General features: G+C 38.3%; 27 protein-coding genes. 17 read left to right on the forward strand and 10 right to left on the reverse strand.

From position 1 onward, the window contains the following. Positions 1-6 precede the first annotated feature (6 nt). On the forward strand, positions 7-873 hold the full coding sequence (locus QSH13_RS12705) for an MrpH family fimbial adhesin (RefSeq protein ID WP_196544794.1): 867 nt from the start codon (positions 7-9) through the stop codon (positions 871-873). Between the two features lie 229 nt (positions 874-1,102). Here QSH13_RS12705 and QSH13_RS12710 read toward each other — a convergent pair whose 3' ends face one another. Beyond that, positions 1,103-2,632 carry a methyl-accepting chemotaxis protein gene (locus QSH13_RS12710; protein WP_109396248.1) on the reverse strand — a complete coding sequence of 510 codons (1,530 nt, stop codon included), beginning with the start codon at positions 2,630-2,632 and terminating at the stop codon, positions 1,103-1,105. Positions 2,633-3,420: 788 nt separating this feature from the next. On the opposite strand from QSH13_RS12710, the gene QSH13_RS12715 reads away from it, so the two are divergent. After that, entirely contained in the window at positions 3,421-4,101 is a 681-nt protein-coding gene (locus QSH13_RS12715) for an HAD family hydrolase (protein WP_109396249.1), read from the forward strand. A gap of 67 nt (positions 4,102-4,168) precedes the next feature. On the opposite strand, the gene QSH13_RS12720 is transcribed toward QSH13_RS12715, so the two are convergent. From QSH13_RS12720 to QSH13_RS12745, 6 genes are all read right to left on the reverse strand, one after another. Continuing rightward, positions 4,169-4,744, reverse strand: a complete 576-nt coding sequence (locus QSH13_RS12720; RefSeq protein WP_098941942.1) for a TerD family protein — start codon at positions 4,742-4,744, stop codon at positions 4,169-4,171. Positions 4,745-4,823: 79 nt separating this feature from the next. Then, positions 4,824-5,402, reverse strand: a complete 579-nt coding sequence (locus QSH13_RS12725) for a TerD family protein (protein WP_006536043.1) — start codon at positions 5,400-5,402, stop codon at positions 4,824-4,826. Between the two features lie 53 nt (positions 5,403-5,455). Next, positions 5,456-6,496, reverse strand: coding sequence for a TerC/Alx family metal homeostasis membrane protein (locus QSH13_RS12730; RefSeq protein ID WP_109396250.1), 1,041 nt, complete (start codon positions 6,494-6,496; stop codon positions 5,456-5,458). Between the two features lie 34 nt (positions 6,497-6,530). Beyond that, the gene (locus QSH13_RS12735; RefSeq protein ID WP_072064327.1) at positions 6,531-6,986 is read right to left on the reverse strand and encodes a tellurite resistance TerB family protein; all 456 of its coding nucleotides are present in this window, start codon (positions 6,984-6,986) and stop codon (positions 6,531-6,533) included. Positions 6,987-7,011: 25 nt separating this feature from the next. Then, positions 7,012-8,178 (reverse strand): TerD family protein, encoded by a 1,167-nt coding sequence (locus tag QSH13_RS12740; RefSeq protein WP_286039237.1) that lies wholly within the window; start codon positions 8,176-8,178, stop codon positions 7,012-7,014. Beyond that, a complete protein-coding gene (locus tag QSH13_RS12745) occupies positions 8,179-8,763 on the reverse strand; it encodes a TerD family protein (RefSeq protein ID WP_109396252.1) in 585 nt (194 codons plus the stop codon). A gap of 323 nt (positions 8,764-9,086) precedes the next feature. Between QSH13_RS12745 and QSH13_RS12750 the strand changes: the two genes are divergently transcribed. The 13 genes from QSH13_RS12750 (at position 9,087) to aes (ending at position 22,754) form a co-directional block, all read left to right on the forward strand. Beyond that, on the forward strand, positions 9,087-10,154 hold the full coding sequence (locus tag QSH13_RS12750) for an ATP-grasp domain-containing protein (protein WP_109396253.1): 1,068 nt from the start codon (positions 9,087-9,089) through the stop codon (positions 10,152-10,154). Between the two features lie 14 nt (positions 10,155-10,168). After that, positions 10,169-11,305, forward strand: a complete 1,137-nt coding sequence (locus QSH13_RS12755; protein WP_286039238.1) for a phosphoribosyltransferase domain-containing protein — start codon at positions 10,169-10,171, stop codon at positions 11,303-11,305. Continuing rightward, positions 11,298-12,068 (forward strand): HAD family hydrolase, encoded by a 771-nt coding sequence (locus QSH13_RS12760; protein ID WP_196544790.1) that lies wholly within the window; start codon positions 11,298-11,300, stop codon positions 12,066-12,068. Before QSH13_RS12755 ends, QSH13_RS12760 begins: the two co-directional genes overlap by 8 nt. Before the next feature lie 2 nt (positions 12,069-12,070). Then, positions 12,071-13,147, forward strand: coding sequence for a cysteine protease StiP family protein (locus QSH13_RS12765; protein ID WP_109396256.1), 1,077 nt, complete (start codon positions 12,071-12,073; stop codon positions 13,145-13,147). Continuing rightward, positions 13,147-14,091 carry an HpcH/HpaI aldolase/citrate lyase family protein gene (locus QSH13_RS12770; RefSeq protein WP_006536055.1) on the forward strand — a complete coding sequence of 315 codons (945 nt, stop codon included), beginning with the start codon at positions 13,147-13,149 and terminating at the stop codon, positions 14,089-14,091. The genes QSH13_RS12765 and QSH13_RS12770 overlap by 1 nt, the downstream gene beginning before the upstream one ends. A 282-nt stretch (positions 14,092-14,373) precedes the next feature. Next, positions 14,374-14,862 carry a tellurium resistance protein TerW gene (locus tag QSH13_RS12775; protein WP_109396257.1) on the forward strand — a complete coding sequence of 163 codons (489 nt, stop codon included), beginning with the start codon at positions 14,374-14,376 and terminating at the stop codon, positions 14,860-14,862. A 507-nt stretch (positions 14,863-15,369) separates the two neighbouring features. Further along, complete coding sequence (locus QSH13_RS12780; RefSeq protein ID WP_072064334.1) at positions 15,370-16,008, forward strand: vWA domain-containing protein; 639 nt, start codon at positions 15,370-15,372, stop codon at positions 16,006-16,008. Between the two features lie 17 nt (positions 16,009-16,025). After that, complete coding sequence (locus QSH13_RS12785; protein ID WP_036913867.1) at positions 16,026-16,667, forward strand: TerD family protein; 642 nt, start codon at positions 16,026-16,028, stop codon at positions 16,665-16,667. Beyond that, positions 16,667-17,305 (forward strand): vWA domain-containing protein, encoded by a 639-nt coding sequence (locus tag QSH13_RS12790; RefSeq protein ID WP_072064336.1) that lies wholly within the window; start codon positions 16,667-16,669, stop codon positions 17,303-17,305. The genes QSH13_RS12785 and QSH13_RS12790 overlap by 1 nt, the downstream gene beginning before the upstream one ends. 105 nt (positions 17,306-17,410) lie before the next feature. After that, positions 17,411-18,451, forward strand: coding sequence for a TerY-C metal binding domain-containing protein (locus QSH13_RS12795; protein ID WP_109396258.1), 1,041 nt, complete (start codon positions 17,411-17,413; stop codon positions 18,449-18,451). After that, the gene (locus tag QSH13_RS12800) at positions 18,451-19,947 is read left to right on the forward strand and encodes a PP2C family serine/threonine-protein phosphatase (protein ID WP_286039240.1); all 1,497 of its coding nucleotides are present in this window, start codon (positions 18,451-18,453) and stop codon (positions 19,945-19,947) included. The genes QSH13_RS12795 and QSH13_RS12800 overlap by 1 nt, the downstream gene beginning before the upstream one ends. A gap of 27 nt (positions 19,948-19,974) precedes the next feature. After that, positions 19,975-21,474, forward strand: coding sequence for a helix-hairpin-helix domain-containing protein (locus QSH13_RS12805; protein ID WP_109406912.1), 1,500 nt, complete (start codon positions 19,975-19,977; stop codon positions 21,472-21,474). Positions 21,475-21,785: 311 nt separating this feature from the next. Next, positions 21,786-22,754: an acetyl esterase gene (gene aes / locus QSH13_RS12810; protein WP_109396261.1), complete on the forward strand. Its 969-nt coding sequence runs from the start codon at positions 21,786-21,788 to the stop codon at positions 22,752-22,754. On the opposite strand, the gene QSH13_RS12815 is transcribed toward aes, so the two are convergent. After that, positions 22,751-23,464 (reverse strand): NUDIX hydrolase, encoded by a 714-nt coding sequence (locus QSH13_RS12815; RefSeq protein WP_109396300.1) that lies wholly within the window; start codon positions 23,462-23,464, stop codon positions 22,751-22,753. The two genes, aes and QSH13_RS12815, sit on opposite strands and share 4 nt — an antisense overlap. Positions 23,465-23,617: 153 nt before the next feature. Between QSH13_RS12815 and QSH13_RS12820 the strand changes: the two genes are divergently transcribed. Next, positions 23,618-24,637 (forward strand): SPFH domain-containing protein, encoded by a 1,020-nt coding sequence (locus tag QSH13_RS12820; protein WP_109396262.1) that lies wholly within the window; start codon positions 23,618-23,620, stop codon positions 24,635-24,637. Then, on the forward strand, positions 24,637-25,581 hold the full coding sequence (locus QSH13_RS12825) for a diacylglycerol kinase catalytic domain-containing protein (RefSeq protein ID WP_109396263.1): 945 nt from the start codon (positions 24,637-24,639) through the stop codon (positions 25,579-25,581). Before QSH13_RS12820 ends, QSH13_RS12825 begins: the two co-directional genes overlap by 1 nt. A gap of 8 nt (positions 25,582-25,589) precedes the next feature. Here the strand turns inward: QSH13_RS12825 and QSH13_RS12830 are convergent, their stop codons facing one another. Next, positions 25,590-25,763, reverse strand: coding sequence for a hypothetical protein (locus QSH13_RS12830; protein WP_162556451.1), 174 nt, complete (start codon positions 25,761-25,763; stop codon positions 25,590-25,592). Positions 25,764-25,837: 74 nt separating this feature from the next. After that, positions 25,838-26,140, reverse strand: a complete 303-nt coding sequence (locus tag QSH13_RS12835; protein ID WP_072064343.1) for a phage holin family protein — start codon at positions 26,138-26,140, stop codon at positions 25,838-25,840. Positions 26,141-26,390 lie beyond the last annotated feature (250 nt).

Raw genomic sequence — 26,390 nt, forward strand, 5'->3', positions numbered from 1 at the left:
TGTATTATGAGAAAGTTATTTGTATTGCTATTATTTTTCCCCATGCTGTCTTTTGCTAATAATGCTTGGTATGTAAGTATTCCTAATTATAGAATTAATCCCGGTGCTGAGTGGGGTAAACAGTTCGAATATACTGCGGTGTTGTATCTAAGTGAGGAGGGTTTAAATTCGAAAGAACCCTTAAATGCTAATTGTTTGAACGGATGTTGGATAGGCGTAAATACACAAACTTTATCTCATGGCATTGAAGATAAGCGTTATCTCGATGTTGGACAAACAAAGACTTTTTTTAAAGGTACAACTGTTGGTGACGCTTTAACAGCACTCTATAAGAATATCGGGACCTACTATTATGTACATCAGTCATCAGCACCAAATAGAACAGCCGAAGGTACCGTATGGTGTGGTGCAATTGGTATATCTGACTCGGGTAGTGGTGATGGTATGTCATATAAAATAATGGCTGGAGGGGAATGTGGTAGACTACCTAATCCACCTGATGTGGAATGTTCTTTAGAAACCGCGGGTATTGATTTGGATCACGGTGAACTTGTTGTAGATGAAGTGGCAGGAAATACTGTGTCTGGTGAATTTGTCATTCGCTGTAACTATGAAGCCAAGATGTATTTATCGTTAATGAGTCCTAATGAAGAAAATAGCAATCCTTATATAGGCACTAGATTAAAATTAAGACAAAATGAACTATATAGCATACTCACTATTAATGATAAACCAGCTGTAGATAGGACTCCATTTAATCTATCTGCCAATGATAACAGATTTACAGTTACCTCCACTCTTTTCACTCCTACCGGTCAAGTAGAGCCTGGACCATTCTCAGGTTTTGCTTTTGTTATTATGTCGTATATGTAAAAAATTTTAATACATTTCATTTCGAGTGAGTTATTGTATAAAAGTTGTTTGTTTAAACTTTTATACAAAACTCACTTTTTAAAAACCGACCTTTTTATTTGATATATTTTTATTTCTCACTATCAACAGATCTCCCATACTGATAGAACAAAAAGGAAAAAGCTCACTCTACTACCTCGCTCAAAGTGAGCTTATTTTACATACGATATTAACTAACTAATTTAACCTATTAGTCTTGTTCTTTAACCTTAAAGACCGACACTTTATCTGTTAAATTTTGTGCTTTCTCATCTAGAATCATCGTAGAAGTCGCGCCTTGTTCAACTAAAGCGGCATTTTGCTGAACAACAGAATCCATTTGGTTAATAGCGACTGCGATCTGTTCAATACCCACTTTTTGCTCTTCTGATGCAATACTAATACCTTGCATAATATCGCTGACTTTAGTAATAGAAGAAACGATATCTTGCATATGCTCACCCGTTCTATTCACTAATTCACGACCATGAGCCACATCCGCAACGGATTCTCTAATTATCTGGTTAATTTCACGTGCCGCATCTGCACTTCTTGCTGCTAAGTTTCTCACTTCTGTTGCAACAACCGTAAATCCACGGCCTTGTTCACCTGCTCGAGCAGCTTCAACAGCAGCATTTAATGCCAGAATATTCGTTTGGCTTGCTATGTTATTAACCACATCATTGATTTCAGCGACTTTTAATGTTCCTACCTCAATCTTCTTCATTGAGTTAATGGCATCATTCATAATGTTAGAGCCATCAATTGCTAAATCGCGGGTTTCTGCGGTAATCGAGTTTGCTAAAATCGCATTATCAGTATTATTTACTACTGCGATTTTTATCTCTTCCATACTTGCTGCTGTTTGTTGCAGAGCACTTGCTTGCTCCTCTGTACGTGAAGAGAGATCTTGGTTGCCCGAAGCAATTTCAGCCGAACCTTTTTTGATCTCTAGTGCTTCTTCTTTAACAAGTTGAATAGTCGATGTTAGTGCAGTTTGCATGTCACCCACATTAGAGAACAAGGTGCCAAACTCATCATTTCGTTTCTTAGGTAGAGTAAAACTTAAATCTCCCTCTCCCACTTTCTGTAAAATGGCTGAGAGTGTATTTAAATTAAAGATAAACGTTTTATTGACCCAACGGATAACGATATAAAGAAGAACAAGAATGATCCCAAGGGCAATAATAGTCGTGTAAAGTGACAACTGTACCATCCAAGCTTGCTGCGCTTTAATGTCATCATTTACACCTTTAGTGATAATAAGATATTCATCAAAGAGATCAGATAAGCGATTAAAATCATTGGAGAGGTTTGATTCTGTGTAATCTAGCGTATCGATAGGTGCAATCAGTTCATCGAGAAGATAATAGAATAGCACTGATAGTTGTTCTGAATTTCGTTGAGCATCAGGACTTATCTTCTTCACTCCTACCCAATGTGTAATCGTTGCTTTTGATTTTGTCGCCAGCGCTTTTGCTTCAGTAACAAGTGATTTAATTGTTTCTTGTTTATTCTCATCCGTCATTGTTTTCAACAACATTAGGTAGTTGACGTGAGAACGAATGGTCGCTAATTCATACCTTGCTTCTTGCACATTATTCAATCTGGTATTCAAGGAATCCAATGATGCGAAGTTTTCTTGCATTCTATAAATAAAAAACGACGACAATACAGATGATAATAAGAAAATAGCTAATAGTATGATAGAACCTACTTTAGCTGATCTTTCAATACTCATGAAATAATCTACCCCGGCAATAAAATATTACAAATGTACTCATTTATCGGCACGAAATAGATTTTATTTACTCATTAATCAGAATTATCAATACAAACACTTATTACAAATCTCAATCAATGATACTCATTAGTCTTTTACTCTGTTTTTAAACAGTTAACTAAGATAATATTCCATAATGAAATAGTATTTTAGTGTTATTAATTGACGGGTAACTAAGTTTTGACTTTGATTAAAACTAAAAAATAAGTAAAGAATTTAAACGCCGCACAAATTAATAAATATTGAATACTCTAGAAAAATAAAATTAACACAGAAAACTTCTTAAATTTTCAGCTTTTATTAGTTGTTTAAAGATTATTAATCATAAGTTTTACTTTACTATATTATGTCTATACAGTTTTAAACAATAAAAATAATGAATGGTGAACTAAACTACCCGCTTATCTACTCAAGTAGATAAACAAAATAGAATGTAATAAATAGATACCTAATAAATCATTAATTAGCCAATTTAACTTCAATAGATTATCCTCAAATAAAAGCGATAAGTTAATATTTTTATTTTTAATAATACTAATCCATCAATAGTTAATATCTACATTTAAAATAATCAGCTTATTGTTTTATAAAATATCTTTTATTCATTGTGTAAATAATTTGTACTTGTACACATAAAAAATAGTCATTTTGAATAACCAATAGACACACTGTCTCATTTTGAGAACAGTGATATAATAAGCTTAATGACCTTAAAAACTCTGATGATTTACGGAGCCTTATCCTGTATGCAACCCCAATTTGAAAACGCGAAAAACACCGTAAAAACGTTATCAGTGTTTGATTTTGATGGCACGCTAACCTATCACGACAGTTTTATCCCTTTTCTAAAATTCGCCTTTGGTAAACGTAAATTCTCACGCCGTTTGATTAAAATGGTATTACCAACATTGCGTTGTTTTAGACGCAAACTCACGCGCGATGAGTTAAAAGAAGTGTTGATTAAAACCTTCCTAACCAATATTGATGAGCAATGGTTAAAAGAAAAAGCAGAAGAATTTTGTAAGCTTTACTGGAGCAAATTAATGCGCCCTACAGGGTTACTAGCTGTTGCAGAAGAAGTGAATAGCAATGCTGAAGTAACGATTTGCTCTGCATCACCTGCAATGGTATTACAACCATTTGCTGACCGCTTAGGCATTAAATTAATTGGTACAACACTTGAAGTTGTTGAAGGTGTATTAACAGGTAAAATTATTGGTAATAACTGTCGTTGCGGTGAAAAAATCAAACGATTAGAAAGTGTTTATGGGGATTTAACACAATATCATTTAAGAGCTTGGGGAGACTCTCGTGGCGATCATGAATTACTTTTTGCCGCACAAGATCCTCATTGGCGCCACTTTCATACTGGTCGTCGTAAATCTAAACATTCACCTATCAAAGTAACCACAAAAAAAGAGTCTTAATGACTTGCTCTTTTCTTATCGACATAACAAATAGCCCCCGCAAAAGCGAGGGCTATATAATAGAGTCTTAGATATTTACGCCGTGCTGTGATGCTAATGCACTTAAGCCACCCGCAAAACCTTGACCAACTGCCTTGAATTTCCACTCTGCACCATGGCGATATAGCTCACCAAAGATCATTGCAGTTTCTGTTGATGCATCTTCAGAAAGATCAAAACGTGCAATTTCAGTGTTATTGTCGTTGTTATAAACGCGCATAAAACTGTTGCTAACCATACCAAAGTTTTGTTTACGGTTTTCTGCATCATAAATAGTAACCGCGAATACCAATTTTTTCACTTCAGCAGGGACTTTTGATAACGTGATTTTGACTTGTTCATCATCACCGTCGCCTTCCCCTGTACGGTTATCTCCTTGGTGTTCAACGCTTCCACATTGACTCACTTTGTTATTAAAGAAGATAAAACTAGCATCTGAAAGTACTTTTCCATCTTCACCTACCATGAATACTGACGCATCTAAGTCAAACTCTGCGCCATCTGTCACGCGGGCATCCCATCCTAGACCAACCATAGCAACCGACATTGTTGGTGCTTCTTTAGTCAGAGAAACATTACCACCTTTAACGAGGGAAACTGCCATATCAAAGCTCCTACTTTATTGAATAAACTGGCAATCATATCTTATGACTGCCAGTAGTTAGTATTTTATCGATCCGCTATCAAGAGGCATTAATACCGTATTGAGCACAAACTGAACCTAAGCCTCCCGCATAACCTTGACCTACAGCACGGAATTTCCACTCTGTACCATGGCGATATAACTCACCAAATAACATTGCAGTTTCCGTTGAGGCATCTTCCGTTAAGTCATAACGAGCAACTTCGATTTGGTTGTCATCATTAACCAAACGAATAAATGCACCTGATACTTGGCCAAAGCTTTGGCGACGTGCTTGCGCATCATGGATAGTGACAACGAAGATAACCTTATCGACATCATTTGGGATCATGTCTAATTTGATTTTCAGCGCTTCATCATCACCATCGCCTTCACCTGTGCGGTTATCACCGGTATGAACAACAGAACCATCAGCAGATCTTAAATTGTTATAAAAAATGAAATCGGCATCGCTACGCACTTTTCCATTTGCAGCTAACAGAAATACAGATGCATCTAAGTCAAAATCTTGACCATCTGTAGAACGGGCATCCCAACCAAGTCCGACAAGGACGTTTTTCATCGTTGGGGCTGCTTTGCTCAGGGAGACATTACCACCTTTAGAAAGAGAAACGCTCATTTTATAACCTCTTTAGTCTTGTTTTTAATATTCTGATTTTTCAAGAATATTTATTAATTTGTCTTACCTTCATCATCTTTTTTCTCTGGGAATAAGAAGCTTGCAATAATACCCAGAGCAAGAACACCTAGCACAACAAATAAGCTAGTTGTCGCGGAGATGCTGTATCCATGTTGCCAGATATGGTCTGTTGCATTTAAACCTAGTTTTACGGCAATAAAGAACAACAACACAATAACCGCTTTTTCAAGGTAAACCAGATACTGTTTTAACGCTTCTAACACGAAGTAAAGCGTACGTAAGCCTAAGATTGCGAACATCATTGCACTATAAACAATGAGGGGTTCACGGCTTACTGCGATAATAGCGGGAACCGAGTCGAAAGCAAACATCACATCGGAAAGCTCTACAACAGCCACACACAGCATAAGTGGTGTTGCATATAACGCAGCTTTTGTACCACGACCAATAGTAATTTCTTTGTTTTCTGGTTTTGCTAATTCAGCATCGACTTCTTTTTGTGTTAATAAGAAAGCGTGCCCAGTGATTTTTGGCCATATAGGGAAAAATCGTTTAACTAAGCGATAAGCAAGATGTTGTGAATAGTCTTCAATCTCTTCACTGTCATCACCGCTTTTCAGCATCATTACTGCCGTCCAAGCAACGATTAAGGCAAATACTATCTCAACATATGGTCCTAAACTTAACAGTCCTGTACCGATGGCAACAAAGATCCCACGGAAAACGATAGCACCGATAATACCCCAATAAAGAACGCGGTGACGGAAGCGATCAGGTACCGCAAACCAAGAGAAAATCGCCATCATGACAAACAAGTTATCAACGGAAAGCACTTTCTCTAATGCATAACCTGTTACGAATAAGCTCGCAACTTCTGCACCATGGTGAATATAAAGGAATCCTGCGAATACCATTGCAATGGCAACCCAGAATATAGACCAAAAGATGGCATTCTTTAACGTTACCGGCTTATCTGCACGATGCATAAATAAGTCGATAAAAATAGCGCCAATCGCAAGAACAACAAAGACAATGACAGTTTCTGTCGGAAAACCAATATGTGTGGATACCATAATAATTCCTGAACGGTTCCCTATATAAAATTAATTACAAACCAAATTCTGCGGGCTGAAAGCCTAATGCAATGGCAATAGCACGCACAGCTTCTTTTTCATCATTGTCAAAATCACCATCACTTTTCGCAACAGCAATACCGACACGAATAGCTAATTGCGCAGCTTCTGGCTGATCTTTCATTGCCAGAATATACTTCATGGTTTCGCCTTTACCGACTTCAGTATCGAATTCGAAACTCAAGATTAGCTTATTAAAGAATTCGATAACTTCAGAAGTATCAAAAACTTTAAGTTCATCCGATGCTTTTAAAAAACCAAGCATCTTCTGTTTTTCTTCAGAACTGACACCGTCACTAGCAATGGCAATACGCGCACATACTGCAACAGTACCTTGCATAAATTTTTTATTTTTAAAGCGACCAACTTGCTTGGCTAACTCAGAACGGCTTGTATTGAAACCTTCTTTTAATTTGTTAAAAAAACTCATGTTATTTTTCCTTATATCAACTTGATCACTTAGAACCCGCTGTCCAGCGAAATCCCCACCCATAGGCATTATCCATATCACGGTGGCCTTTAAAAAACTCATTGAGACGTTCAACTTTTATTGATCCGTTCTCATTAACTAGTCGGGCAATCGCACACATACCACGACCATTATTACCATCCGTTAAGCGAGTCTCGATAGGCGGTTGATCAGGTACATGAATGGTAACCACACCATCAGTCTTGCTCCAATTTGGTACACCTTCATAAATAAACGCGAAAATAAGCACTTGCTTAATATTTTTCCATTCACGTCCATTTACAAAGATCCATTCACCACCAGCAACATCTCCGGTACGATCATCACCTTGCAATTCAACATAAGGAATTCGATTAAAATCTCCAAAACCATTTCCTAATGCTTGAATAACGGACTTATGACCTTGCTGAAGTTCAACAAATGCACCTATATCTAAATCGATACCTTTGTTGCCTCCGAACAAACCACCTAATAACCCAGAGCCCCCACTTTTACTTTCGCGATGCCAATCAAGGTTGATTCGAATTTTACCGAAGTCATCTTTCTTCGTTAGGCTGATCGCTGGTTTCTCTTTAGTTAAAGAAACTTTACTTAAGTTCACCGGATTTGGTGCTGGTTTCGGTGCTGGTGCTGGTGCTGGTGCTGGTGCTGGTTCAGCGTCTGCAATATCAACACCAAAATGCTCAGCTAATGGCTGTAAACCGCCATTAAATCCTTGAGCGATAAAACGGAACTTCCAGCTACCATTACGACGATATAATTCACCTAAAATTAATGCAGCTTCAGAACGACCGTTAATATCAACATTACCATTCGCTACAACTTCGTTATTAGCATCAACTTGAATTGATAATCGTTGTAAATTTGCAATAGTTTGTTGACCGTCACAAGTCGCTGTAAACGCAATTTTTTCAACATCTGGACGTAAACGCGCTAAATCTACAGTGAAAGATGTGCTGTTTCCTGCTGTTGCATAGATAACCGTGCGATCATCATTCGCTGTCTGTCCATAAAACACCATATCGGTATCGCCATTCACTTTACCTGACGCATAAAGTCTAAAAGCGGACACATCAACAGGCGCACCCGATTGAATTCTAACGATTAATGTCTGATTAGGAACAGGTAAATTCCCACCTGGAGTCATATTCATTTATCGCACCACCGTAGCCACAATATCAGGCATCATGTCGTTAATAACACGACCTTTGCAAGGCGCACCAAACGCAGTGAAATCCCATTGACCATGATTACGTTGTAAAGAAGCAATCACGATACCGGTATGAGAACCTTGCTCTGTTAAGGTATAACGCACCAGTTCTTTGTTAGTTGCTTTATCAACAACACGACAGAATGCGTTTTCAACTTCATTAAATGTTTGTCCACGGAAACTGTTTACAGTGAATACCAAGTATTCAACATTTGTTGGTAAACGGTCTAAATCAACGAAGATTGTTTCATCATCGCCATCACCGTCACCCGTTAAGTTATCACCAGAGTGAATAACTGATTGGCAACTTGATTTTAATTTTCTAAACCAAATGGTATCGATTTGATTGCCACTTGCGTCAAGCAATACGCAACTTGCATCTAAATCAATAGAACCACCACCACCAAAAAGACCGCCTAATAATCCTTTTTTCTTAATCGGATCCCAGCCCAAACCAAACATTAAATGGCTCAGTGTAGGTGCTTGTTTACTGAGAGAAACTGTTTGATTCTTGCTTAATGAAACCATAATTAAATTCCTTCAGAGGTAGAGTGAAACAATAACGCCATTTGTGATTAATTCCATATTATGAAAATCATCATATCATGATGAAGTACATGAGCAAGACTATTTTTCTTATACAAACTTAAAGTTTTGTCAACTAATTGATATTAATAGCATTTAATTATGTAAAAATGTTAAAAACACAAAAAAATCATAATAATAACTCTATCAATAACCTGATTTTAAAATTAACTCAAATAAATCATATTATGATTGACACAGTTCTTCGAAATCTTCATGATTATAAGCATTGAACCCTACACTTTTATTTCACGGTATACAGAGTCATGAATAACACAGTTTGGTTTATGGAAGGTTTATCATCACAACGCGATATAATTCAAAGTGTTAAAGACTTTGCAAAACAGCAGCACCAAGAGATCTTTGTGCTCGCCTCTCATCGTCATACTCGAAATGAAATTTTATCGCTTGCTGATGGCGCTTTTTATGAACCTCTTGAAGAGACATTACGCTTAAAATTTATCGCTGATGTTATACAACAGCATCACGTTAGCGCCATTCACACGGGTCGTAATAGCATATGGTTTGAATTACACCGCCAAGAAATTGAGTCGTTAGGGGTAAAATTAACAACCGGAGCCACACAACTTGAACAGCTTCAATTAGCTGATAATAAAGTCGCATTTGCACAAGCGATGGAACAATGTGGGCTTCCAGCAGTACCTTCTATTTACATTGAATCTATTGATGAACTAGAAGCGCATATAAAAGAACCTCCTTTTGGCGAAATACCTTTATGTATCAAACCCGTAAAAGGGATTTATGGCATGGGTTTTTGGCGATTTGATAATCAAGTTTCACCAATGGCGCTGTTTAATCACCCAGAAAATCGCCAAGTCAATCCTCAACAATATCTTGAGGCATTAAAAGCGGTTGAACGTTTTGAACCTTTAGTCTTAATGCCTTATTTACCTGGCCCTGAATACTCCGTAGATATGGTGGTTGAACAAGGTGTTGTTATTGCTGCGGTTGCTCGGCGCAAAGAAGGGGCAATACAACATTTAGAAATTTCAGGTGAAGCTTATGAATTAGGTAAAGCGTGTGCAACAGCGATGAAAGCAGATGGGCTTGTAAATGTACAAACTCGACATAATCATCAAGGTCGCCCGCTGTTACTTGAAATTAATATGCGCCCTTCGGGGGGAATTGGTTATACCCAACATTGTGGAATTAATCTTGCCGGTATTTTTGCTTTACGCCAATTAGGATTAATGAGTATTGAAGAGGCTGTAGCCCAAAATAACCATTTTACACCAACAAAAATACGCTCAATCACCGATTCTATTGTTTTCGATTCAAGGTTAACAAATTTAATCAGTACGGATAATAATTAATAATGAAAAATAGTATGAGTGACTCATCCGTTTATCGTCGCCCTCTTTCTTGTGGCACATTAAGTGTGACGCCAAATTGTTCTATTGAGTTACTTGATGAATTATTTGATATTGCAGAAAGACGCAATCCTAAGCGTGCATTTTTATTTGTCAGTAAAGTATTAGGCCGGCATATCCCTGTTTCACCGAAAAAAATGCGTGAAATCTACCAAAAACTTGCCCGCCAATTTCCTGATTCACTCGAAGGCCCAGTTCTGTTTATTGGTATGGCAGAAACCGCGGTTGGTTTAGGTGCAGGTATTTTTGATGAAGTGAGAAATCGTTATCAACAGGCCATTTATTTAACATCAACGCGCCATCCTGTTGATAACGGTGAACTGCTATGTGAGTTTAAAGAAAATCATAGCCACGCAACTGATCACTTACTCTATTTACCTAAAACAGCAGAGCAACGCCAATGGGTACAACAAGCAAAAACCGTAGTATTAATTGATGATGAAGCGACTACGGGTAATACCTTTATTAACCTGTTGTCGGCACTACGTAAAGACGGTGGATTAACCCATATTGAGCAGGTTATAGCGGTAACTTTAACCGATTGGAGTGGTGATTCTATCGCTGAGCGCTCCCCATTACCGATTAAAACCCTCTCCTTAGTACAAGGGAAGTGGCAATGGGATGCCGATCCAAATGCGCCTTTACCTGTTATGCCTAATGTCAATATCACGGCTTCAGGGCAAGTTGCGATCACGGGTAAACAGAGTTGGGGTCGATTAGGCATGACAACGCCCGCAAGCGATCTGGGTTTATCGATCAATATTTCTTTGGGTGAAAAGATCCTTGTTTTAGGATCAGGAGAATTTGTTTGGGAACCGTTCTTATTAGCTGAACGTCTTGAAAAACAAGGCGCTATCGTAAAATATAGTTCGACAACACGTTCACCTATTTCAACCAATTTTGCCATTCAATCAGCAATTACATTCACTGATAATTATGGTTTAGGTATTCCAAACTTCGTCTATAACGTAGCACATCAACAATTTGATCGCATTTTGCTTTGTTGTGAAACCCCCGCCGAAAGTATTGATAGCCAACTGATTGAAGCCCTCAATAAAGTTGCACCTATTGTTGAGGTAATTAGTTATGACTAAGCCTGTTATTTTAACTGATCTTGATGACACTCTATTTCAAACACGTCGTAAGATGGTGGATGAATTAGCATTAGAACCTTACAAAGCTGGCGCGCTAGATAGAAGCTTAGAACCTCGTAGTTTTATGACTCAAGAGCAAGCCATGCTGGTAGATTGGATGTTAGAGCATGCAGATCTAATTCCTGTTACTGCGCGTGGAACGGAAGAGATTAGCCGAGTCACTATACCTTTTCATTCTTGGGCAATTACTACACATGGTGCAGTGATATTAACGCCAGAAGGCAATGCTGATACACAATGGCAAAACCACATCACTCAACGTTTAGCGCCATATACACAGCGTTTGTTGACGCTACAACAAGCAATTACGCAATTAATGGCGGAGCGAAATATTGATGGTTGGGCTCGTATTAACTATGAATACGGTGATTTGCCTATTTATTTAGTCATGAAGCATAACGATAGCACTCGATTAGACGAGTTATACGCCATAGGTGATGAGATAGAAAAAACATTCTCAACCGAAGGTTTTTATATTCATCGCAACAGCAACAATATTGCTTGGTTACCAGAGCCTATCGAAAAAGGCAAAGCTGTTACCTATTTGCTCAATCAATTAAAAGCTGAGCGTGGTGTTTTTCCTGTGATTGGACTCGGTGACAGCCTAAGTGACCATCGCTTTATGAAATTATGTAGTTGGTATGGACTTCCTCGTCAAAGTCAATTTGCGGATGCGATCAACACAAAAATTTTTGGAGAATAAACATGATGGATCATAAACCTTTTTCAGGATCTTATGTATCAGGAGATGTCGATTTTCTACTTCAACCGGTTAATATCGAAATGACGCCCGTTGAATTAAAAGAAGAGCTGATACAATCGGGTAAACGACACTATTCTGACATGCTAAGTCAAGAGCCAGAGCCAACTAAATGGCATTTAGATCTGTTTGAAAAAGCGCTAGAAACGGGTGCTACACGCTTAGCCACTGAAGTCATCATGTTGGCTAAATCATTGATTGAACGTTTTGGTGATACCCCAATTATCTTGACAAGCCTTGTTCGTGCAGGTGTTCCTTTAGGCGTCATGTTGCAACAAACATTGCGTAAAATGGGAAAAACCTCTTACCACTACGGCATTAGTATTATTCGAGATAGAGGCATTGATAGTGAAGCGCTTTCATGGATAGAACAACGTCACGGCACAGAAGGTATTGTGTTTGTTGATGGATGGACAGGAAAAGGCGCTATTACGGGTGAACTTATTCGTTCATTATCAGGACGGAAAGGTTATCCAAACCAACCTCGCCTTGTCGTCCTCGCTGATCCTTGTGGCTGTGCATGGTTAAGTGCCAGCGATGAAGATTGGCTTATCCCATTTGGGATCATGGGAGCACCTGTTTCAGGATTAATTTCACGTTCAATTTGGACTGAAAAAGGCTTTCACGGTTTTGTAGATTGCCAACATTTAAAACAGTATGAATGCAGTCGTTACCTTGTTGATACTGTCGGACAAGTCGTTGATACATTAATCAATAACGATATTCCATTAGCTACATTTAAAGAACAACAATCAGATTTAAAAAGACTGAGCGAAAACGTCGTTAGTTCACTTGCAAACAAATATGATATTTCAAATATCAATCGTATAAAACCTGGTATTGCTGAAGCCACACGCGCTGTTTTACGCCGTGTACCTGATCATATCCTTGTAAGAGAAATAACCGATCCTGATGTCGCGTTACTGGTTTATCTTGCGCAGGAAAAAAATATTGCTGTTATTGAAGCAGGGCAAGCGCTTGGTCAATATCGCGCAGTGACTATCATTAAAAAGGTGAAATAATGATTGAACGATTATCCCCATGGAATTTAGGGGCAACGCTTTATATGCCGGCAACACGGACAGATATCGCGACGACAATTATCAACCAGAAAATTGAAGGGTTACGCTCTTTAATTATCTGTTTAGAAGATGCCGTGAGTGATGCTGATATTCCTGTTGCATTAGAAAACCTAGCAGTATTATTAAATACTTTAGCAGAACACAAAAAAAACAGTGATTGTAGCCATTGGCCACTGCTATTTATTCGCCCTCGCCATACTGAAATGGGTCAATGGATCACTGAAAACCTTGATGTCAGTGCCATCGATGGCTTTGTTTTGCCTAAGTTTACGCAAGCTTCTCTGCCAGTTTGGTGGAAAATTATTGAAAATACGCAGTTATGTATGATGCCAACACTTGAAACAGAAGAAGTGTTTGATGTTATCCAAATGACAGAGCTTGCAAATCACTTACTCACTCACCCTTGCCATAACAGAATTATTGCATTGCGTATTGGTGGCAATGATTTAATGAATGTTATTTCTCTTAGACGTAATCGCCAATTAACACTTTATGATGGCCCAATGGGTTACGTGATAAAAATGTTGGTTGCTGTCTTTGGTGCTCGTCAATTTGCCCTCACAGCACCTGTTTGTGAGCATATTGATGATCACCACATTATGGATAAAGAGCTGGCACTTGATATTGCCAATGGTCTTGTAGGTAAAACAGCGATCCATCCAAAGCAAATTCATAAAATTGAACAAGCTCTCATGGTGTCTCAATCCGATCATTCAGATGCATTGCGTATTTTAAATTCAACGCAAGCCGTTTTTAAATCACAAGGTGCAATGTGTGAGCCAGCAACACATCGTCGCTGGGCATTGAGTATTTTAACTAGAGCTAAAATTTATGGTATTATTCCTAACCAACAAAATAATGCTCAACGTTTTAACGCGACGTAAAATACTCTATAACAGAGCAATAATCTCTATGAGATAAAATAATTATTTTGTATTGATTTCAATTTATAAGTTTCTAGTTAAAGCATATTATCTTTAACTAGAACTTATAAGAATAACGCGAACTTTTTTATTTAAAAAGTACATTTTTTATTTCAATTATTAATTTATACTACATTTAATAGGAAGCTTATTTTATTTATCCTTGTCAACACAGAACAAGAATAATAAAAATTATTGCTGACTATTTTAACACACGAATAACAGAATAAGTGGTAACTAAGCATGCAATTAAGCACCCGTCAGGTCAGAGTCTTTACACTGGCAACCCTTTTAAGCTCAGGAAAAAAGGTTCCAACCATTAAGATTATTTCTGCTCTTGAATGCTCAGAGCCTACGTTAACTCGCGTATTAAAAGAGATAAGAGATTCTTATGGTGCTGAAATAAAATACAGCAAAGCCTCTCGCGCGTATCAAATGACTGAACGAGGCCAACTCGATAGTAAAGCATTACGTCGTATGCGTGAAGCATTATCCGCCAGTGAATATCTTCGTCACAATGGAATGACAAGCCGAGTTTATCTCGATAAAGATAAAAAGAAATCAGTTTCACTTTCATTAAAAATGTCAGCATTACGCAAGATTGATAGATTATCTTATTTAAATAACTCCACACGTAGTGAAGCTGTAGAATTATTAGTTGATCACTATATTGAAAATTTAATTCAATCAACACTCGCAGAAAAAGCTAAGAAAGAAAAAGAATTAAAATAAATAATAAAAAGTAACTTGACGCTTCGGCATCAAGTTACTTTTTACAAAACAAAAAATATATAAATAACTCATTTAATGAATTTAATTTTCATATTAATACTCGATTTTATTTTCTTTTAAATAAATTTAAAAACCCCAAAACAAATATATTAATTAATTGAATTTATTGGCTTTTATAATTATTAGTATTTTTAATTAAATTGAGTATTTACACCTAATCATTATTAGCCATTCATTTTTTGTCATACTTATAAATACGGACTTAATAATATAGGTTTTCTTTAATAAAATTAAATCGCTTCGTCACTCGATTTAAGAGGGATAAACAGGCCAATTCCTCTTTTATTTTGCTTTTTATACTATCTTTATTCAGATTAATAATATTGGACAATCATCACTGCGTTTTTTCACCAATTTAATTAAACTAAGCATAATCTCAATTGAACACCTTCATGAGTCGGTTAGTATATTAATCGCTTGTTTCTATCTCACTCACAGGATAAATGCATGAGAAGATTGCCAGTTTACCTTTTACTTGATACATCAGGTTCTATGTATGGAGAACCTATTGCTGCAGTAAAAAATGGCGTTGAAATGCTCTTATCAACGCTACGCCAAGATCCTTACGCATTAGAAACCGCTTATATTTCTATCATCACCTTTGACTCAACCGCACAACAGATTGTGCCACTCACTGATTTAATCAATTTTAAAGTCCCTGATTTAGTCGCAAGTGGAACAACAGCATTAGGTTCTGCGCTCACTTTAGTTTCTAATCGTATTGAAAAAGAAGTACAAAAAACTACGGCTGAAACAAAAGGCGATTGGCGCCCATTGGTTTTCGTGATGACAGATGGCGCCCCCACGGACGATTGGAAAAAAGGCGTTGAGAAATTTAAAGCAGCACGCACTGGTGTTGTTATTGCGTGTGCAGCAGGACAATCAGCACAAACAGATGTACTAAAAAATATCACTGAAATTGTATTACAGCTAGATACTGCGGACTCCAATACGATTAAGTCTTTCTTTAAGTGGGTTTCAGCCAGTATTTCTGTGGGTAGTCAAAAAGTTGATTTAACTAAGAAAGATATTAGTGATCTTGATGACTTACCGCCACCGCCCCCTGAGGTTAACGTTGTACTTTAAATAAAAAAGGAATGAATATGTCTGTTAGTTTAAAAAAAGGACAAGGTGTTAGTTTAAAGAAAAATGAATATGACCTTTCCTCTGTTACTATCGGTTTAGGCTGGGATATCAACGAAGAAAAACGCGGATTTCTTGGTGGTCTCTTTGGTAAAAAAAGCGAAGAATACGATTTAGATGTTATCGCCTTTTTATGTGGCGAAAACGGCAAAGTTAACGATTTGGGTAAAATCGAAGGTGGACAACCTTCTCTCGTCAATGGCGATATTATTTTCTTTAATAGCCTACAACACAAATCAGGACAGATTTGGTTAACAGGTGATAATCGAACAGGCGCAGGTGATGGAGACGATGAGCAGATCATCGTGAAATTAAACACACTTGATCCTAAATTTACCAAAATTGTCTTTATTGTTCAGATTTACAATGGTCGAGAACGACAACAACACTTTGGTAAAGTACAAAATGCCTTTATTCGCGCTGTTGATGCGAAAAATATAGAAATGGCACGTTTTGATTTATCTGGAGGTGAAGCCTTCAACAATCAACGTTCAATGCTGTTTGCTGAATTGGTCAGAGAAGAAAATGGCTGGAAACTTAACGCCATTGGTGAGCCTTCGAGTTCAGATAGCTTTATTTCTTACTTAAAGGACTTCACCTAATGAGAAGACTCCCTGTTTACCTGTTAATTGATACCTCAGGATCAATGAGAGGAGAATCTATTCATGCAGTTAACGTAGGGATACAAACAATGCTTAATGCATTGAGACAAGATCCTTACGCATTAGAAAGCGTGCATATCTCTATTATTACCTATGATAACGAAGCACGTGAATTTATCCCATTAACTGCATTAGAAGATTTCCAATTCTCTGATATCACCGTACCTAGCTCTGGCGGCACTTTCACGGGTGCTGCGCTAGAATGTTTAATCCAGTGTGTCGATCGAGATATTAAGCGTTCCGATGGTGACCAAAAAGGTGACTGGCGTCCTCTTGTCTTTTTGATGACGGATGGCACACCTTCTGATGCTTACGCTTATGGTGAAGCGATTAAAGAAGTGAAAAAACGTTCATTTGGTTCGATCATCGCTTGCGCTGTTGGCCCTAAAGCCAAACATGATCACCTTAAAGAACTCACGCCTCAAGTGGTCGCTTTAGAAACGCTAGACTCCAACGCTTTTTCTGGCTTTTTTAAATGGGTTTCCGCCAGTGTTGCATCCGGCAGTTCAAGTGCAGGTGTGAATACGGATAAAGATACTCTACCGCCACCACCTCCTGAAATCCAACTAGTATTATGATCCACAAAAGCAAAGCGCTTCAAAAGGCTTTGCTTTTATTTTATTCAGGCTTTGGTTTATCCATCACAATACATAATAGCCACGATAAAGTGATAAGGTATAACAATGAGAAGGTTACCCATTTTCTTTGTTTTAGATTGTTCAGAGTCTATGATTGGTGAAAACCTAAAAAAGATGAATGACGGTCTAACGACGATAATTAGCGATTTAAGACGAGACCCACACGCCCTTGAAACCGCCTATATTTCTATTATTGCCTTTGCTGGCGTTGCAAAAACGATTGTTCCACTCACTGAAGTCATCTCTTTTTATCCTCCTCAACTTCCTTTAGGAGGAGGCACGTCATTAGGTAGTGCATTACGAGAACTTTCTCACCAAATCGACACTCAAGTAAGAAAAACCACGCTTGAGCAAAAAGGGGATTGGAAACCCGTCGTTTACCTTTTAACAGATGGCAGACCTACCGATGATTACGCACAAGAGATCAAACGTTGGAAAGCACACTATGCCAACAAAGTTAACTTAATTGCAATTGGATTGGGCTTAAGCGCAGACTTACATGTACTGTCACAATTAACTGAAAATGTGCTGTTATTTACCGAAGCACAAGACGGTGATTTTACTCGTTTTATTAAATGGATAACGATGTCAGTGGTTTCTCATAGCCGAAGTGTTGGCGAAGAGCCACCACCACTTCTAAATCAAACAGAACATATTGTTCGTCTTGCGAAAGATGATGTTGCTCGTGCTTATGATGAATCTTGTGTCACTTTTATCGGGCGTTGTAGCCACACGCGTTCACCTTATTTAATGAAATATGAACGCCCGCCGATGAAAGCATCAGGACTCGATTTTAACCTCAACCTTAATGGCTTTAACTTGACGGGGTGCTACACCTTAAATGAAGATTACTTTGCATGGAGCGATCTCAGCGCCACGGCATATCAAGTTAACACCAGCGAACTTCATGGTACACCCGGTTGCCCTTATTGTGGCAATGCAACTGCTTTTGCCGTTTGCCAATGTGGTAAATTACTCTGTGTAAATGGCCCTGAAACCGTTATTTGCCCTTGGTGTGATAACAGCATCACCTTTGGTGATAACAGCAATCAATCTGACTTTGATGTCACACGAGGTAAAGGCTAATGGATAAAAAAGCCCTACTCACAAAACTAATTATTGATAACACGCTGACACAATATCGCACGCCTGTACATGAAGAGCTGGTTATTGCGTTGTATGAAGATACAGAAATTGCTCAACACATTGATTTTATTATTGATAAAATCAATGCTAAAACGGCAGAAAGAATAATACCGCAAGACAAAGTCCCCCCTATTCTTCTGTTATTGCCACCCGCTCGCAATTTAGCCTCTGAAGTAACATCATTACCAGAAGAGCTCTCATTAAAGCCAGGTCAAATTCCAACACACTCATCGACAATGCCTCCAGAAAAACCGATTATTCATCGCCCTACGGCAAAAATTACCCTTTCTAACGCAAAAGTAGGTACAGCGTTCAATTCCACACTCAGTATTGAACTAGATACCCTCGACATTGCCAAAATTGAATCGGTTGATTTTCCCGAAGTAGTTGGAATAAGTTTTGATCCTGAAAGTCGTTGCTTAGTGGGTACGCCAACAAAAAGTGGCAATTTCACATTGATTGTCCATTGGTCTGTAAATGCCATTCACTATCACAATGAAGTTTTATTAATCATCAACCCTGATCCTCGTAGCTTATGGCAAATCAATGAGCCTCCCGCAGATAGCCTTTATCCTAAAGCACATATTGATAGCAAACTTATTCTTGAAAAAGACATTCGTATTGTCGGTGCAAGCCGTCGCGGACGTTCGCACGAACATGCAGGCACATTCCGTGATGATGATTTTTATATTCATCACGATAACCAAAGCCAATGGAATATTTTAATTGTCGCAGATGGTGCAGGCAGTGCGCGCTATTCTCGTGAAGGCTCACGCATTGCTATCAATACCGTAAGCCACTATTTAAAATCGCAGTTAAGTTTGGAAAATAAAGCGTTTAAACCTCATCTTGAAACCATTCATCAATGGAATGACAGTAACGCAATTAATCAAGTGGGAAGCTTTTTCGCTCAACTCTTCCGTAATGCGGCCCAATTAGCGATTAATAACCTCAAAAATGAAGCTATTCATATTAATGAGCCGGTAAAATCTTTTTCTACTACGTTATTAGCCACCGTTTCTTTGCGTATCAATGATGAGTTATTTGCAGCCTCATTTTGGATGGGAGATGGTGCTATTGCTGCTTATGGTCCGGCAGGAAAAGTGCGTATTTTAGGTATTCCTGATAGTGGTGAATATGCAGGACAAACCCGTTTCCTTGATGATAGTGCGCTCAACGATGCTGAATTTAATCGACGCATTATTATTGGCAAATGGAAAGACATTTCACATCTTATTTTAATGACTGACGGAGTATCCGATCCGGTATTTGAAACGGATAATGGCTTACAAGATCCCAATAAATGGGCGGCACTGATTGATGAAATATCGCCTTGTTTAGCCTCTCCTGAAAATGCAGATAACGCATTGGCTGAATGGCTGAATTTCTTTTCAGCAGGCAATCACGATGACCGCACTCTGGTTGTGGCTTGGTAATCATAAAAGAGAGAATGGGTGAGTTTCATGGCAGAGATCATTACCTGTACAACACAAAGTGGAAAAACAGTTCAGTACGTCAATGAGATTATTGGCTCAGGCTCAATGAAAGATGTCTATTTTTCCCCTGACCGAACCTATGTTGTTGCCTTCTATAAAACAAAACAGAATGCACAAGCCAAAGATAGAATCGATATGATAACAGGCTCTTATCGACATAATATCTTCGAGCAAAGTGGTGGAGAATATTGGAAAAACCTTTTTTGCTGGCCAACTGATGTTGTCGAACATCAAGGAAAAATTGGTATTGTTGTTCCGACTTATCAATCCCACTTTTTCTTTAAATATGGCTCTAAAAACAATGACTTTCTTGCAATAAAGGGCCGAGAAAAAGAAGGTAAATGGTTTGCAAGTGCTAATAACCAAAATAAATTCCTCGATCCTCGTGAAAGAGGCAATCTATTAAATTACCTAAAAGTCTGTTTATTGCTCTCTCGAGCTGTACGCCGAATGCATGCGGCTGGCTTATGTCATAGTGATTTAAGCTATAAAAACGTCCTTATCGATCCTGAGCAAGGCCATGCTTGTGTTATTGATATTGACGGATTAGTGGTCCCCGGTAAATACCCTCCTGATGTCGTGGGAACACCTGATTTTATTGCGCCAGAAGTGGTAAAAACCAGCCATTTACCGAAAGAAGATCCTAACCGAATCTTGCCAAGTATCACGACAGATAGACACGCACTTGCGGTATTAATCTACATGTATCTATTTTATCGTCATCCATTACGGGGCGGTAAAATTCACGATCTTGACGATGAAATGCGAGATGAAACACTCTCTATGGGTGAAAAAGCGTTATTTATTGAGCACCCAACTGATCGTAGCAATGCTGTAAAACTGAATCAGGTAAAACCGTCATCGCTACCTTGGGCTGATCCTGAAAAGATCCCATACACAATTATGGGACCCTACCTAACGCCTCTTTTTGAAAGAGCCTTTATTACTGGATTACACGATCCTTCACAACGCCCTACCGCTGATGAATGGGAGACGGCTTTAGTCAAAACGGTAGATTTAGTTCAACCTTGTCAAAATAAAGATTGTGAACAGCAATGGTATGTTTTTTCTGGAAAAACACAGCCCGTCTGTCCTTATTGTCATACACCTTATAAAGGTCAATTACCGATTTTAAACCTCTACTCCTCACGTAAAGCGGGCAGTTTTAGACCTGATGATCACCGCTTAATGGTCTGGAGTAATCAATCACTCTTTCCATGGCACGTTAATCGTCTTATTGCCCCAAATGAGCGAACCACCGATGAACAGAAAAAACGTGTCGGTTATTTTGTTTATCACAATTCAACATGGTGGCTTGTTAATGAGCGTATTGAGGGATTAATGGTATTGCCAGAAAAAAAACGGATAGCCATTGGCGATAAAATTGCCCTAACTGATGGATTGCAATTTGTATTATCGACAGAAGAAGGCGGACGACTGGTTGTAGTGCAATTAGTCTCAAATTAATAAAACAAGAGAATAATCTGTTTAGTTTGTTGTGGGTTATTCTCTGTTTATCAATTCAATCTTTATACTCATTTTTATTTCGACTGCTGAGCTGAGCGCTATGATTATTTTTATTCCTAACAGCATCATTTAGTTAAGAAAAATTGTTGAATCAATCCTATTTTAGCCATTTTATTTAAATCTAAATCAGATCGCATAATTACACCTCTTACTCTTTCTATTTAGTACTAATGTTCAATATTGGATAACAAGATCCCAGTTTATTAAGCCCCAGTGTTTACAATACCGCACAGTGATAATTGGAGGGGCTAATGAAAACTAAAAATAAAATCAACGTACTAGAACTTATTTCGCCAGAAATGCAACAAGTTATGCAATTTTATGCAGATAACCCACAACCTGCACCAGAAAGTCATGACTACCCTTCTATGCGCCTTGCTTATAATCAAGATAGACGTTATTGGAATGCAGATGCACCAGAAATGTTTAGTATTCAAGATATTTCGGTTAATACTTCTTATGGAAAAATATTAACACGTCTTTATCAGCCCAAAGAAAAAACACCTGCAACACTCTATTATCTTCATGGCGGGGGGTTTATTTTAGGGAATTTAGATACCCACGATCGCATTATGCGACTGCTTGCCTGCTATACTGGTTGTGCTGTTATTGGTATTGACTATTCACTGTCACCAGAAGCGCATTACCCGCAAGCTATTGATGAATCGGCACAGATTTGTCAGTATTATCATCAAAATGCAAAACGCTATAATATTAATACACAACATATTGGTTTTGCTGGTGATTCTGCGGGTGCAATGCTATCTCTGGCCTCCGTATTATGGCTACGCGACAGACAAATTCACTGTGGTAATATTTGTGCTACTTTACTTTGGTATGGATTATATGGCTTACGCGATTCCACCAGCCGTCGGCTTTATGGTGGTGAATGGGATGGATTGCGCCAGCAAGATCTCGAAGAATATGATAATGCCTATTTAACCGAGCTTGGTAGTCGTGATGCACCTTATTATTGCTTGTTCAATAATGACTTAACACAAAATATTCCCCCTTGCTTTATCGCCAGCGCTGAGTACGATCCGCTTATTGATGATAGCTTGACGCTATTTAAAACCCTAAAAGCCCACCAACTAGATTGTGAATATAAAATGTATCCCGGCACATTACATGCCTTTTTACATTATTCACGCATGATGAAAATCGCAGATGACGCCATTCGAGATGGCGCCGATTATTTTGTTAAACAACTCAAGAATTAAAACTCAAGATTACGAATAAAACGATAATCTGCTGACGCCTCTTTAAGTCGATACAGACTTGCGGGGCGTCCTCTCTCTGCTCGTTTTTCTCCCGTATCAATCAATAAATCTGCTTGTTCGATGCGTCGTCTAAATGATTTTTTCTGGATCTCTTTACCTATCAGAATTTCATGGACATGTTGCAGCTCTGGCAAAGTAAAGACTTCTGGCAATGCAAACCCAGGAACAATTGAATAGAGTGATTTTTGTTTTAAACGCTCTCTCGCTTGTGCAATTAATTCATGATGATCAAAAGCTAAGCATTGTTGTGCAACCTCATCGATAGGACACCACATTACTGAATCTACGGTATCAATATGTGCTTCACACACTTGATGTGCAATCAATGCGGTATAACAGACCGTCACAGACCAACCTCTTACATCACGCTGGTTATTTCCTACTGAACAAAGTTGCTCAATATAAGGGGGGATCACACCTGTTTTCTCTTTTAATTTTCTTAGCACAGTATCTTCAAGGCATTTGTCCTGTAGTTCATCGACAAATCCACCGGGTAAACCCCATTTTCCTTTTTCAGGGTGTTCCCCTCTTTTCACCAACAATACTTTTAGCTGCTCTTCATGATAAGTAAACAGTACAGCATCGACGGTGATAAGTGGGGATAGGAAATCTCGGCGGTTATAGCTGGCTAAAAAATCTTGTTCATTCATGGCGTAAGCTTTATTAGAAAACGATAAAACTATTTTAAGCTTAAACAGCAAAAAATCAAATTTTGTCATAAAGACACTAAATAAGTTGACAAGCATAGTGTCGATAGGACACAATTCAATTATTGTCATAAGGACACTAATTAGAGGAAGACTATGTTTAACTTAAATTACTTTAAAGCAGACTCATCAACATTCATTATCAAATCCGTCAATGGTAACGTGCGCCAACAAGGTAAAGGGTTGAGTTTTTGGTATAATTCAGCCACAACCTCTATTGCTGCATTACCTTTAAACGCTCAAGAAGCTCCTTTTATTTTTAACTTCCAAACCTCGGACTTTCAGGGTTTACGCATTCAAGGGCAAATCTCATTTCAGGTTAAAGCGCCTGAAAAAGCCGCAGAAGTACTCAATTTTAACTTGAGCAAAAACGGCAAATCTTATGCCTCTGAAGATCCACTAAAACTCAGCGATCGTGTTGTGCGTATTGCACAAACCTTAATTCAAGCAAAGATCCAAAGCACACCACTTAGAGAAGCGTTATTACTCAGTCAATCATTAGTCACTTTAGTGATGGAACAATTAATCGAACACCCATCATTAGAAGCATTAGGTATTGCGATTTTAGATGTCTCTATTGCGGCAATCACTCCATCACCAGAAACCTTAAAAGCACTCGAAGCCGAAGCAAGAGAATCCTTACTGAAAGAAGCTGATGATGCGATTTATGCTCGCCGTAAATTCTCAGTAGAACAAGAACGCACCATTAAAGAAGCTGAATTAGAAACCGATTTATCCGTTCAACGTAAACGTCAAGAAATTGAAGAAGCACGCCTAGAAAATGAACGTACATTATTACGAGAGCAAGCAGAGATTGAAAAAGAGCGCCTTGAAGCGAAGGTTAATGCAGAAGCAAAACGCAAAGAACTGGTTGCGTTAAGTGCTGAAAATCAGCGAACACAATCAGAAGCCGATGCTTATGCTATTGAAGCGACCATGCGAGCTTATCGTGAATTGCCGGTTGAAAACCTAAAAGCCATGGCACTGGCAAAAATGGACTCACAACAATTAATGGCAATGGCATTTGAAACCTTAGCACTAAATTCGGGGAAAATTGGCGAATTGAATATTACACCTGATTTATTTAGCCAATTTATGAAAAAAGGGAGTAAATAATGCAACGTAGCGAAGATTTTCGTTTTGTGCTAGTGATGAGAAAAAGCCGCTTACAGGAATTAATTGAGCGTTTTAATACTTGGTCACAAGCCAAATTCTATCTTGAACACAACAATGTTGAGGTAAAGGATTACCTCAATGAACACAATTTATATCAAAAACAACTAACAGAAGCTGAACTGATTTTAAAATCATTAGGACGTTTTCAACTTTTAGAGAGAAGTTTATTACCTAGCTATCAATTCTCACCCCACGACATTGTGGTCGTGATCGGTCAAGATGGGCTGGTTGCTAATACATTGAAATATCTTAATGGACAACCCATTATTGCCATAAACCCGGATCCATCAAGATGGGATGGTAAATTATTACCTTTCGAAATCGGACAATTAAAAGAGACAGTTATTAATACTATTAATAAAAAAATGCCATTTAAAACAGTTACTTTTGCACAAGCAACAACCAATGATGGTCAATCATTATTAGCGGTTAATGACTTATTTATTGGTCCTAAAAGCCACACCTCTGCACGGTATATTTTGCAATGGAGTGGCACCCAAGAAGCACAATCTTCATCAGGCATTATTATATCAACAGGACTGGGATCTACAGGTTGGTTTCAATCTATTCTTGCTGGTGCGATGGCAATTACAGGAGAAACTTCGCACCCTCTGTTACAAGGTTTTAGCTGGAGTGAACGAAAACTACAATTCAGTGTAAGAGAACCGTTTCCAAGCAGAACAACAGGCGTGTCACTGACTTTTGGCACTATTGAGCCAGATTCACCGTTACAATTAGAATCTTTAATGCCAGAAAATGGCGTAATTTTCTCTGATGGTATTGAAGATGACTATTTACAATTTAATGCGGGTTGCATTGCCCACATCGGTATCGCAGACATACAAGGGCAATTAATTAGCCCAAAAGGATATCAACATATTTAGATTCATTGTTAAAGAAAAAAGTGAAGATCAAGACAAGCATCCCTGTTTGCTTGATCTTCGATTGCCGTTATTAACATCCGTTGTTCTAACGTTATATTGTCTCGATGCCATCCTTGAGCAATCCAACCCAAACTAAACGCCAGTCGTGCAATCCATGCATATAACGCTTGTGTGTTGAACATGACCTAACTCCTTCGTCATTCGAGACAAAACTGACTTTATCGACTTTTATTATGATGAAAACATATTGCACTTTTTACTTGGTATCCTCTTTTTCTTTCCCTGAAAAAAATTGATTACCTCGTTTACGTAACCAGATTTCAACTAACTGATAACCCACAATACCGAGCGCTGAGCCGATCCCCATTACTGCGACAGAATCAATTCCAGGCCATAAAATAAGCAGTGCACCAGCAACAACAGAAACCGCCGAGCCTAAAATAATTTTCCCGATAAACAATCTTAATGTCATTGTTTCATTCGCAACGAGCATCTTTCCTAATGCAATAAAAGCGCCCACTACCACTAACGATATCAATGTGCTGTCATATTCATCCATGAATACACCTCATCTCTGATCACACTTTCTTTACCCGTAAAAAGAACCCTCTCCTCCCAACATTCATCAGATAATCTGTAAAGAATTAGCAGTAAGCCACGACCTTGTGTAACTGAATAAACTCCCGATTGAGATAAACGTAAGTTCCTTTTATTTCAACGATACGCCACATCCATTTGCGATAAACAACAGGCGATCCAGTTATATTACTGCTCACATCCTTGTTAACTTGTAATAGACTTCTTGTCTC

The sequence above is a fragment of the Proteus faecis genome (assembly GCF_030286765.1).
GTDB classification, from domain to species: domain Bacteria; phylum Pseudomonadota; class Gammaproteobacteria; order Enterobacterales; family Enterobacteriaceae; genus Proteus; species Proteus faecis.